Origin of the sequence: Paraburkholderia edwinii (assembly GCF_019428685.1) — a bacterium.
Lineage (GTDB): Bacteria > Pseudomonadota > Gammaproteobacteria > Burkholderiales > Burkholderiaceae > Paraburkholderia > Paraburkholderia edwinii.
Window position 1 is genome coordinate 2,546,951 of sequence record NZ_CP080096.1, and the last position, 12,322, is coordinate 2,559,272.

At 60.4% G+C, this 12,322-nt stretch carries 9 protein-coding genes; 7 read left to right on the forward strand and 2 right to left on the reverse strand.

All coding sequences use genetic code 11. The annotated features are described in order from the left end of the window. Window positions 1-24 precede the first annotated feature (24 nt). Both tssC and tssB read right to left on the reverse strand, forming a co-directional pair. Window positions 25-1,587, reverse strand: a complete 1,563-nt coding sequence (gene tssC, locus KZJ38_RS32895) for a type VI secretion system contractile sheath large subunit (protein WP_219801206.1) — start codon at window positions 1,585-1,587, stop codon at window positions 25-27. Between the two features lie 73 nt (window positions 1,588-1,660). Next, window positions 1,661-2,173, reverse strand: coding sequence for a type VI secretion system contractile sheath small subunit (tssB, locus tag KZJ38_RS32900; RefSeq protein WP_219803774.1), 513 nt, complete (start codon window positions 2,171-2,173; stop codon window positions 1,661-1,663). A gap of 535 nt (window positions 2,174-2,708) precedes the next feature. On the opposite strand from tssB, the gene tssK reads away from it, so the two are divergent. The 7 genes from tssK (at window position 2,709) to KZJ38_RS32940 (ending at window position 12,068) form a co-directional block, all read left to right on the forward strand. Further along, entirely contained in the window at window positions 2,709-4,061 is a 1,353-nt protein-coding gene (gene tssK, locus KZJ38_RS32905) for a type VI secretion system baseplate subunit TssK (protein WP_219801207.1), read from the forward strand. Between the two features lie 74 nt (window positions 4,062-4,135). After that, on the forward strand, window positions 4,136-4,807 hold the full coding sequence (locus KZJ38_RS32910; RefSeq protein ID WP_219801208.1) for a DotU family type IV/VI secretion system protein: 672 nt from the start codon (window positions 4,136-4,138) through the stop codon (window positions 4,805-4,807). A 185-nt stretch (window positions 4,808-4,992) separates the two neighbouring features. Then, a complete protein-coding gene (locus tag KZJ38_RS32915; protein ID WP_246641891.1) occupies window positions 4,993-6,927 on the forward strand; it encodes an OmpA family protein in 1,935 nt (644 codons plus the stop codon). A 144-nt stretch (window positions 6,928-7,071) separates the two neighbouring features. Next, entirely contained in the window at window positions 7,072-7,557 is a 486-nt protein-coding gene (locus KZJ38_RS32920) for an Hcp family type VI secretion system effector (RefSeq protein ID WP_219801209.1), read from the forward strand. Window positions 7,558-7,815: 258 nt separating this feature from the next. Further along, on the forward strand, window positions 7,816-10,695 hold the full coding sequence (tssH, locus tag KZJ38_RS32930) for a type VI secretion system ATPase TssH (protein WP_246641892.1): 2,880 nt from the start codon (window positions 7,816-7,818) through the stop codon (window positions 10,693-10,695). A 97-nt stretch (window positions 10,696-10,792) separates the two neighbouring features. Beyond that, a complete protein-coding gene (gene tssE / locus KZJ38_RS32935; RefSeq protein WP_219801210.1) occupies window positions 10,793-11,203 on the forward strand; it encodes a type VI secretion system baseplate subunit TssE in 411 nt (136 codons plus the stop codon). 175 nt (window positions 11,204-11,378) lie between these two features. Beyond that, entirely contained in the window at window positions 11,379-12,068 is a 690-nt protein-coding gene (locus tag KZJ38_RS32940) for a CGNR zinc finger domain-containing protein (protein ID WP_219801211.1), read from the forward strand. The last annotated feature ends 254 nt before the right edge of the window (window positions 12,069-12,322 follow it).

Consider the following 12,322-nt stretch of genomic DNA (forward strand, 5'->3'; position numbering starts at 1 on the left):
AGCTCCCTGTGCGTTACCTGCGGATCAGTTCTTGGCTTTCGGCATCTGCGACACGAGCGACAGCCCGATGTCCATCCCTTCCACCTGGAAGTGCGGCACGATAAATAGCTTGATGCGGAAGAAGCCGGGGTTGTCCTCGATGTCCTCGACCGTTACCGTTGCCTCACGCAGCGGATGCGACGCCTGCAATTCGTCGCCCGGGTCTTTCATCTCGGTCACGAGACCCTTGACCCAATTGTTTAGCTCAAGCTCGAGCAATCGACGGTCTTTGGTCGTGCCGATGTTTTCGCGCTGAATGAGCTTCAGGTAGTGTGCGATGCGGGACAGCAGGAAGATGTACGGCAAGCGCGCGTTGATACGACTGTTCGCCGTCGCCTCCTTTGTCTCGAAGGTTGCAGGCTTTTGTGCCGAGTTCGCCGAGAAGAAGCATGCAAAGTCGTGGTTCTTGTAGAACGACAGCGGGATAAAGCCGAGATTGGCGAACTCGAACTCGCGCGTCTCTGGAATCAGCACTTCAGTCGGAATCTTCGGTTGAGCGCCCGTACCGAGGTCGTACAGGTGCACCGGCAGATCTTCCACTTTGCCACCCGCTTGTGGGCCGCGAATCTGCACACACCATCCGTTGGTGACGAAGCTGCGCACCATGTTTGCCGCAAACGCAAACGAAGCATTGACCCACAAATATCGATCGTGGTCCGGGCCCTTGACCGCTTCCTCATAGTTGAACGTGCGCACCGGCGTCGTATCTTTGCCATAGGGCAAGCGTCCAAGCACGCGCGGCATGGTCAATCCGACGTAGCGGGCGTCGTCCGTGTCGCGAAAGCTCTTCCACTTGATGTACTCCGCACGATCGAAGTAGTTGCCAATATCTTGAATCGCGGCGACCTCTTCCATGGTGTTCTTGCCGAAGAACGCGGGCCCGACTGACCCGATAAACGGCATATGCGCAGCCGCTGCGACCTTGGAAACGTTGCGCAACAGTGCAACGTCCTGCGGCGAGTTCGCGAACTCGAAATCGCTGACCATTGCGCTCACGGGTTGGCCGCCCGGCGTGTCGTATTCCTCGATGTACGTGAGGCGATACAGACCGCTTTGAATGATCTCGGGTGTATCTTCGAAGTCGCGCATCAGCGCCTCCTTCGATACGTCGAGGACTTCGATCTTCGCGTTCTTGCGAAAATCCGTGCGCGATACAAGCATCTTGAGCCCGCGCCAGCGCCCTTCCAATGCCTGAAAATCGGGCTGGTGCATCACGGCGTCCAACTGGCGGCTGATTTTTCGATCAATCTGGCCGATGTGGAAATCGAGCAGCGACTTGTCGAGCCGGTCGACCGGATGGCTCGCGTCGCTAATCAAATCGAGGAATGCACTCATGCCACGCGCGATCCGTTCGTCGGCCGAGGCCTCCGAAAGCATGTCGCTATCACGAAACGCCTCGAGCGGCCGCGCTTCGCTAACCGGTTTCAGGTTGATCTTGCTGCACAGCGATGCATACAAGCTGTCGCTAGCGCCCGAGGACTCAAGGTGCGAGCCCTCCAGGACGATGGTTTCCGTGGCCCCGTGCCGTGTTTCGTTCTGTTGGTTCATCTCGTTGTCTGCCTGCGTTCGTATCGCGATGTGATTGCGGAATGCGGTAAGCGCTGGTTTTGCCTCGCCGCGCCTACGCATGCCCTTCCTGCTGCGAGGTCACGCTGCCTATCTGCGCCAGCTCGTTGCGCAGCCTTTCCGATAGATGCCGGTCCTTCAGGATCTTTTCGAACTCGCGACGGAACGTGCCGTTGTCGAGCAGGTTCGATTTGAGGTCGCGCAGCAGGTTGCGCATAGCCAGCAACGCCTGCAGTTCGGGAATCTGCCGTGCAACCTGCTCGGGTTCGAAGTCCTTCATTGACCGGAAGCCGAGGCTCACTGGCAATTCGGATCCATCGTCCACCAGCGTGTTCGGTGCGGCGGTCTTGAGGTCCGGTGCGTAATCGGCCAGCACCGCGTCGAAGTTGTGCTTGTCGATGTTGACCTTCTTGCGCTCGGCAAGCGGCGCCTGCTCTCGCCCCGCACTGAAGTCGCCTGCCACCAGAAGCTTTAGTGGCAACTCAACCTTCTTCTGGGCTCCGCCCGTATGCAGATCCAACGTAATCGAGACGCGACTCTTCGGAATTTCGCGCTGGAAGCTGTCCATCCGTGTCCTTTCCAATTTATTTAGAGAATGAATCCCCGCTGAACCGATCCTGTTTTGCTCGGCAACTCGCGCAGGACGACGTAAATACCTGCTCTGGTCATTTAAATAAGCAAGGATTTTTATCACCTTACTACCGTGTGGTGATTATGTTCGCACGAAAAACATATGGGTAATCATCCTGCAAAGACGATTTGACAAATATTTGCAAACGTCATCTAAGACATCTCGCTTCAGTCTTATGCACCGCGGCCTCCAGCAGCGTGACTTCTAGGAAGTTTCTCAACGAGAAATATGTGCCTTAGTCAGGAAATTTGACATTTCTTGAATATCTTTAAATATCTTAAAACATCGAAAATATAATTTGCCATTGGATTTGATCATCGCGTACACTCCGCTCTCACGATTGCGAAGTTAAATTTCGAAGCCTTCCGGCTTATATGCTCTTATTCGACCATCGCTTTGATGGTTACGCGTTATCTCATTGCGATCTGATCGTCGCCATCCGATATTCTTTAAACTGTTTTGCGCTACTCCTATGCGGATCGATAAACCGCTTTGGCATGAAGGCCTGATCCTCACGCAACAGCACTTTCAACAGCACGAACGTTGGTTTGAGTTCTCGCTGCGTCAGATCGCTACAGCGTCGCTGGCGGAGCCGTGGGGAACGCTCGGCGTCGATGTTGATGAAGACGCACTCACAGCGAGTCGCTTCAAGCTCACGCGACTGAAATTGCGCTTTCCGGATGGCACGCCGTTCGATTCGACCGTCGCCGATGCACTGCCGCCGGCCCGCGACCTGACACGGGGGCTGCCCGCCGATCTGCAGAGTGTCCTGGTGCTGGCAGCGCTCCCGCTGCCCAATGCGAATGGCAATAACTGCCGCTTCGACGAGGCCTCTCTCGCGCGGCCACGCCGGTCGTTTCGCGAATTCGTGCAAGTAGCGGATCTCAACGGCACGGGCGAAGCGGAGATCGCCGCCGAACGCCACGCAGTGCGGCTGCTATTTGATTTTGAGCCAAGCGAGGACGATACCGTGTGCGCAATCGCGCGCCTCACGCGCGCGGCCAGCGGCGAGTTCAAGCTCGACCACGGTTATGTGCCGCCTTGCCTGACGTTGGCGAGCCATCCGTTGCATATCGAGCGTATCAACCGCCTTGCAGACATACTGCTGGCGAGGAGTGTCACACTCGGGGCGCGCCGCGGCGAACGCATCGAACAGGTTACCGAGTACGGCGTCGCGGACGTGCAACTCTTCTGGCTTCTCCACTGTATTCATGCGGCGTGGCCGCAGCTGCAGTTTTTCGCATCTCACCCATCGCAGCCACCCGAACGGCTCTACACAACGCTCGCTCAGCTAACCGCCGCACTAATGACGTTCTCGACAGGCGCGCAGCTGACGGACATTCCGCCCTACGATCACGCACAAGCCGAAGATGTATTCACGCGGCTCGAAGCGAAGATCCGTCAACTGCTCGACGCGATCATTCCATCGCGCGTCGTGTCCATCGCGTTGACGCAGAAAAGCACGACGACCTGGATGGGTCTTATCGAGGACGAGCGTATCGCGACGAACTCGGCAGACTGGTATCTGTCCGTCAGCGCGTCGTTGCCGCCATACGAACTCGTCGAGCAGTTCGCGCGGCTTTGCAAGATCGGCGCCCCTGACGATGTCAAGCAGATCGTCAACTCGGCGCTCGCGGGCATTCCGCTCAAGTCGGTGCAACGCGTGCCTTCTGCGATTCCGGTGCGTCTAGACAACCACTATTTTGCGTTGGACGCGGACGACCCCGCACACGCGCGCATGCTCGCTGCGCGCGCTTGCCAGATCTATTTGCCCGCATCGATTCCCGATGCAACGCTCCAACTCCATGCGGTACTGAGGTCATGAATCGTTCCAGCTTTGCCCCCGTTGCAGCATTAGTGGACCGTTCGACCCGTGCGGGTCACGCCCCGTCGCAACGTATGCGTAGTCTGCTGCGCGACACCGCGCTCTGCGTCACCCAGCTCTCCACAAGCCAGACGCCGAGCGATTACAAGTCGCTTCGCAAGCGAACCGAGCAGTTGGTCATTCAGTTCGCGGCTGCGCTCAAGCATCACGGCTATCCGCAAGATGTGTGTGAAGACGCGCTTATCGCGCAATGCGGACTGCTCGATGAAACAGCATTGCGCAACCTGTCCGTCGATGATCAGTCGAAGTGGGATGAGCAGCCCTTGCAAATCGGGCAGACGGGTCGGCACGATGCAGGTGAACGTGTGTTTGAACGGCTTGAGCAACGAATGCGCGAAGCGTCGCCGAACGTGGATCTGCTCGAATGCTATGAAACCATTCTCGGATTGGGTTTCGTCGGCCGATATGCGTCGCCTTCATGGGATACGCATCAAGGCGACGATGGCGCAACGCGAGCCGGGCTGATCAAGGCGCTCAACGCGCAACTGCAAACGCTCAGACCCGCACGAGATCAGACGTTCATCATTGAACGTTCGGGCTGGCGTTTTACGGACTGGCTCTATCGTCTGTCGCCGTGGGCCATTGCGTGTGTCACAGGAGTCGTGGCCGTCGCCGTGTGGCTCGCCTGGAACGCGACGCTCGATACGCAAGTCACGCATCTTGCCTCTCAAGCGGTGCGCCCGTGACTTATCCGCCCATCAAGTCCGGGTTACTGAAGACTGCGCGGGACGGGGTGCATCCACTCAAACCGCCTTTCGAACCATCATTCGAGCCGACATCGTCCGCGCCGCTGCGTTTCGCGTCAACGCCTTTCGAACGCGCATTGAACGTTCAGCACGTTCAATCTGATGCCGCCACAGACGGCGCGACCGTGACTCCGTCTAACGGCACACGGCGCCGCGAAACCGAAGGCCTCGGCTACCCCTTCCGGACAATCGTCGTGTTCATCGCAGCACTGGCACTTGCCGTGCTGTGGCTGGTCCTGCGAGTCAATCCGACATTGGCTTCGCTGCTGACCGCGGTTGTTGGGCTGCTCGCCGTCTCGCTCGTTTGGTGGCGGACCCAGCAACTCGCATTCGCCAGTTCGCAAAGCGCGCATGTACTTGCGGCACTCGGTGCTGTGACGTCGCAAATCCCGGTCCGGTTGCGTGCGAGTATGCCGTTGGCCGTCGTGATCGGCGACGGCTTGTCTGCGATCTTCGATCGAGCCGGCGAAGCGCGCTTCGCGCATGTCGGCGATGGCGCAATCTGGATACGTGCTGAACGGATACAGGACCTGCCGAGCCTATCGGTCGCTGTCCGACAGTGGCGCAATGGCCGTGCGCCAGATGGCTTCGTGCTCTCCGTCGCGCCCGCTCTGCATTCGGACGTCGATATGCTGACGCAACGGCTTCGCGTGATGCGTCAGGCGGTAGCCGACGCATCACGAATGCTTGGTGCGCGTTTGCCGGGCTACCTCGCCATCTATCAGCGCGTAACGAAGGATGGAAACTCGCCCGATGGAAATTCCCCTGCAGCGGCAGCCGCAACGGGCGATCAGGCAGTTGGAGCGAGTTCCGCCGACTTGTCAAAATCAACGCTGTCTGACGCAGCCGATTCCGGCACGCATTCATCGGGGCTCGCAAGGGGCGTCACAGCACCGCTGTGGTACGGCGTGTCGTCGGCCACCCGTCTTCTTCCGCAGGGAGCCATTCCGGCTGCGACACAGCAGCCAGCCACGATCGGCGCCGCAGGCCCGTTCGATCCCATCATTCGCGCCGCAGAATCCAATGCACTAGAAAACAATGCACTAAGTGCCGATACGCGACAAGCGACTTCTGCCTATTCCGCCGTCACCAGAGCCGCCGCCCTGACATCGCTCATCAATTGGACGCAGCGTATGGTGATCGACACGCTAACCGACCATCGCCAACCTTCGGCACCCTGCACGCTGCACGGCGTCGGCTGGATCGATTGCGGTCCCGCAACCGGGAGGGGCAAGCCATGGGAGCTGCACGTCGAATCGCAAACCGCGGTCGTACCCGCAACCCTGCCCGCATCACCACCGCCATGGCCTCTGCCGCAGCAGCTTATCGAGGCGATGCCGCAGCGGCGCTGGATATCTCCCCGGCTCGCCGCGCTTGCTCACGCGTTCGCGCTCACCGCGTGCGCGGCTGCAGTCGCCTTCTGGGGCGCGGCATCGAATAACGCAAACCTGCTCGAACACATCAACGCTGACCTGCAACGCTACGCGCTGATCCCCGCCGCGAAAGGTACCGCTCAGGATGCCGCGAAAGACTATGCAAAGCGCGATGCACTGCAGGCGCTCGTCGCCGATCGCGATCAGCTCGAGCAGTACGCGCGTCTCGGTATTCCGCTGCATCTGTCGTTCGGTATGTACCGCGGCGCGCAGCTGATACCGATGCTCAACGACGCGATTGCGACGTATCAGCCTCCAGCGGCGCCGCCCGTCGTCGTCACGCTCGACAGCATGTCGCTATTCGACAGCGGCAACGCGCAACTGAAGCCCGGCTCGACACGCGCGCTGGTCAGTGCGCTCGAGATGATCAGGTCGCATCCCGGCAAGCGGATTCTGGTTGCCGGTCACACCGACGCAACCGGCGCGCCGGACAGCAACTTGAGGCTCTCGATCGCCCGGGCGGCGGCCGTGCGCGACTGGCTGATCGACGCGTCGGGTATGCCCGCCACGCAATTCGCGATCCAGGGCTATGGCGACACGCGGCCCGTCGCGAACAACGATGCTCCCGAGGGTCGCGCAAAGAACCGTCGCGTCGAAATCACACTCGTGCCCGAAGCAGCTCCGTAGCGTAGTGACTACCCGCGTCGGATAGCTCAGATTCACCCATTCGTTTGACTCCCGAAGCGCACCCCGCTTCGGGAATGAGTATCCCGGAGCCTCGCGCTTCGGGCCATCGTTGCAGTACGAAACAGCAGGAAAAGGGAGAGAAAAATGGCAATTCCAGCGTACATGTGGCTCAAGGATGATGGCGGCGCAGACATCAAAGGCTCCGTGACAGTACAAGGCCGTGAGGGCAGCGTCGAACTCGTCGCATTCGATCACAGCGTCCACATTCCGACCGACGGCAATACCGGCAAGCTCACGGGCACGCGCGTGCACAAGCCGATTACGCTCACCAAGGAAACGGACTCGTCGACGCCATACCTTTACAAGGCGGTGACGAGCGGACAAACCCTCAAGAGCGTCGAGATCAAGTGGTACAGGATCGACGACGCAGGCAAGGAAAAGGAGTACTTCAACACGAAGCTCGACAACGTGAAGATCGTCGCCGTGAAGCCGAAGATGCTCGACATCAAGAACCCCGACTTCGAGAAGCACAACCATCTTGAAGACGTGGAACTGCGTTACGAGACGATCACGTGGTCTTACAAGGACGGCAACATCATCCATAAGGACACGTGGAACGAGCGTTCCTGATCGTTTGAATCGATGTCATGCGGCGCAGTCGCCCTAAAGTTGCCCCGCAGTTGCCGCACTTGCCGCACTTGCGCCCCAGCGCCGCACGCTAGCCACGAAATCGACGAAAGCCTTACTTCGCCAGCTTGCGCCGTCGCGCAGCTGGCGCATCGAAGTAGTGATCGACGGCAGATATCAGCGGTACATGAACGCAACATCTGCCCCGCTTTTTTTGACTGTGTGATTTCTCCCCTGCGAGACGATCGAAGCATGTCCGTTATGAATACCCGAGACACGTCCGCGCTGCTGCGCAGGCTCAACCCTCATTGCGCCCATGCACTCGAAGCCGCCGCGAATCTTTGCCAGGCGCGTCTTGCGGGTGAAATCTCCGTCGAGCACTGGCTCCTGAAACTGATCGAGGCCGGCGACGGCGATGTCCCTGCCCTGCTCGAGCATTGCGACATCGATATCGACTCGCTCTGGCACGCGCTCCTCCAATCGATCGATCGCGCGCCACGCAATCTGCGCGGCAAGCCAGCGCTCTCGCTGCAGGCTGCCACCGTATTGCAGGATGCGTGGAGTCATGCGTTGCTGGATGCCGCAGCCAACCCTACCGGCGACGCGATCCGCTCGGGCCATCTGCTGCAGGCTATCGTCGAAGCACCGCACGTACTGCATACGCGTCGCGCGTTGTCTCTGCTGCCACTGTCCGGCGCCCAGATCCAAAGGCTGTTACCGCGGCTCGGCAGACGGTCCGTCGAACATATACCAACGCCCGCGCACGATCCCGAATCGGACATCGATCCGTTCTCGCGCGAGCCTATCGGCACAACCCGCACGACCGGCACACTTGGCACAACCGGCATTCCCGGCACTCCCGGGACAACCGGCACAACCGGCAAACCCCAAATAACCACGCCCGCCACGCCGGCCGAACCGACAGCCACGTACGCGCAACCGCATACCCCAACGCCCGCGCCCACACTTCATCAACCGCAAGCCCAGGCGCACGCCCACGCCCCAACATCCGCGCCCGGCGAAGCCCTTTCCCGCTTCGCCCTCGACCTGACGGACAAAGCACGCCGCAGCGAGATCGATCCAGTCTACGGACGCGACCAGGAAATCCAGCAGATGGTCGATGTCCTCGTGCGCCGGCGTAAAAACAATCCGATTCTCGTCGGCGAGCCCGGCGTCGGCAAAACGGCGCTCGTCGAAGGCCTCGCTCTGCGTGTCGTCGAAGGGAACGTGCCGAACCGGATCCGCGACGTGCGCATCCTTACGCTCGACCTCGGACTCCTGCAGGCCGGCGCCGGCATCAAAGGCGAGTTCGAACAGCGTCTTAAGAACGTGATCGACGAAGTACGCGTGTCGCCGGTGCCCATCCTGCTTTTTATCGACGAAGCGCATACGCTGATCGGCGCCGGCAACGCCGTCGGCGGAGCCGACGCGGCAAACCTGCTGAAGCCCGCGCTCGCGCGCGGCGAGTTGCGGACCATCGCCGCCACCACGTGGTCGGAGTTCAAGGAATTTTTCGAACGCGACGCCGCGCTGGAGCGGCGCTTTCAGATCGTCAAGGTCGACGAGCCCGATGACGACGCCGCATGCCTGATGCTGCGCGGGCTTGTCAGTCTCTACGCGCAATACCATCGCGTGCATATTCGTGATGACGCGCTCGTCGCGGCGGTGAAGCTATCGCGTCGTTATATTCCCGCGCGGCAGTTGCCCGACAAGGCCGTCGATCTCATCGACACTGCGGCGGGACGCGTCAGGATGACGCTCGAGTCGCCACCGGCGGAATTGCAGCGAGCACGCGCAGCGGTGGCCGCACTCGAACTGGAGCGCGCAACGCTCGACGCAGACCAGCTGGCCGGTATCGCGAACGAAGACGTCCAAACGCGCCGCGCCACGCTCGACGTGTTGGTCGCAACGACTACCGAGGAACACGCGAAGCTGCAAGCGCGTTACGAACAGGAGCTCGCTCTCGTCACCACGCTGCACGCACAACGCGACGCCGAACCATCGGCGCGGGACCCGCACGCGTTAAACAAAGCACGCGAAGCGCTTGCCGACGCGCAACGCAGCACCCCGCTCGTATTTGCCGAAGTCGATGCACAAGCGGTCGCGCGCGTGGTTGCCGAATGGACCGGCATCCCCGTCGGCGACCTCGTCGACGACGAACTGCAGCGCCTGCTGACGCTCGAAGCGCAGCTTGCCCAACGCGTCGTCGCGCAAGACGATGCGCTGGCCGCACTCGCCGAAAGCCTGCGTACCGCAAAAGCCGGACTCGGCAACGAACATGCGCCGCTTGGCGTGTTTCTGCTCATCGGCCCTTCCGGCGTCGGCAAGACCGAAACGGCGCTCGCGATTGCTGACCTGCTGTTTGGCGGCGAAGCCGCGCTGACCACGATCAACATGTCGGAATACCAGGAAGCGCACACGGTCTCGCAACTAAAGGGCTCGCCGCCCGGCTACGTCGGCTATGGCCGCGGCGGCATTCTGACGGAAGCCGTCAGGCAACGCCCGTATAGCGTGATCCTGCTCGACGAAGTCGAAAAAGCGCACCGCGACGTGCTGGATCTGTTCTATCAGGTATTCGATCGCGGCATGATGCGCGACGGCGAAGGACGCGAGATCGACTTTCGCCATTGCGTGATTCTGATGACGTCGAATCTCGGCAGCACGCAAATCGACGACGCGACTTCCGGTAACCAGGCGATCTCTCAAGCGGAACTGTTCGACGCGATCCGTCCGACGCTCATCGCTCACTTCCAGCCGGCGCTGCTCGCGCGTTTCCAGACACTCGTCTATCGACCGCTGGCCCCGGACTCGCTCGCCTCGATCCTTCGGCTCAAGCTTGCGAAAGTCGCGGATCGCCTGCAGCGGCAACACGATGTCCGGCTAGTTTGCGACGACGCGCTGATCCATGCGCTCGCTCGGCACTGCATTGAACGAGACTCCGGCGCGCGCAGCATCGACGCGTTTATCCATCAGCGCATTTTGCCGGTCGTCGCGCGCGAACTGCTCGCGCGCGTCGCATCGGGCGCCGCCCCCGCTCAAGTGCGACTGTCAGGTTCGCCGGAAGGCAACCTGACGATCGATTTCATCGAACACGACATCGCAGAGGGCGTCAGTAAATCTCCGATACCCGAGGTCGCATAACAAACGCAACTGCATAAACAAACGAAACCACAGCAAGAACAACCGCAACCACAGCACAAACAAACGCAACCGCACAAAGCACCGCACGAGCCAAACCATGTCCGCCGGCCCTTCCCTTTACGATGTCCTGCTCGCGCATATCGGCGGCGAGCCGCTCGATGCGCACAACGACCGCACGCTCGAATGCCTGAGCGTGCAGCAAAACGTGCGTCGCATTCTGAATACGCGTGCGGGCGCGCTCAAGCATCTGCCGGACTACGGGCTGCCCGACCTGACCAATATTTACAAGGCACTGCCCGCGTCGGCGCACCGCCTCAAGGAGCAGATGGAAGCCACGCTGCTGAAGTACGAGCCACGCATCCGCTCGATCGACGTCACGATTCTCGATAACGACGACCCCGGCGTGCTCGTCAGCTTCGAAATGGCCTGCCATCTGCGCAACACAGGCCTCGTGCGGTTCGGCACACACTTCGAGCCACCCGGCCGCATGCGTATCGACCGCCGTTGAGCGCAGTATCAAAACCCAGGAGTCGCCGCCAAAGTCTCTCGCTCAGTATCTCTATTCAGAAAACTCAGTAACCTCAATAATTTAAAAAACACAGTTACAAACACGCATGTAACTTGTCAACGAATCCTGATGGGGTTACGCTTGACAGACCTGATCGCACTGACGGGGTCGCCAAATGAACCGTCCCTCCGTACCGGCGCTCTTTATCGCCGATGCACCGGCTCTCGATTTTCTCAATTCGATCGCAGCACCGGTCGATATCGAAATCGACTGGATCGATAGCGGCGAGGCCTTGCTGACCTGGCTCGGGCAGGCATCGCTCGTGCCTGAGCCGGTACTCGAATCGTTTCGCAAGCGCGCGTCGCCGGGTGAACTGGACGCCGTCGCCGAGCAGGCGAGAAGCCTGCGCGAATGGTTCCGGGAGTTCGTCACAAGGCATAAGGGGAAGCCTTTGACGCCGGAAGCACTCGCCGATATCGAGCCGTTGAGGCGATTACTCGAACGCGACGACACCTACGCCGAAATCGTCGCGCACGACCATGGCGAAGGCCCCGTATTCGCACTTGAACCGCGGCGTCGCTGGCGTTCGCCCGAGTCCCTGCTGCTGCCCGTGGCGCAAACGCTCGCGAGGCTCATTTGCGACGAAGACTTTTCGCATGTGAGAGCTTGCGAGGGCCCGCAATGCACGATGCTGTTCGCGGATCACACGCACGGTCATAGCCGCAGATGGTGCAGCATGGCGCTTTGCGGAAACCGCGCGAAAGTCGCCGCGCATCGCAAACGCCAGAAAGAAACCTCCCAAAACCCGGTGTGCGACCCGCTGCAAAACCCGTCCCCGGTCAATGCGACCACCAGGGGGCCATGAAGCGGCCACTGAGCGGCCACTGAGCGGCCACTGAGCGGCCACCGAGCGGCCACTGAACGGCCACTGAACGGCCACTGAACGACCACTAAGCGACCACCAATCCCCCACTAGATCACAGCACATCCCCACTCCGCTTGCAAAAACGCACGGCGCGCACCACACCGCACGAAAACGCGCCGCACCGAGCCCGCTAAAATAAAGCCCGCCATTCAAGCACCTGATCGAACAGTGCAACATACTGTGCAACAGAACAG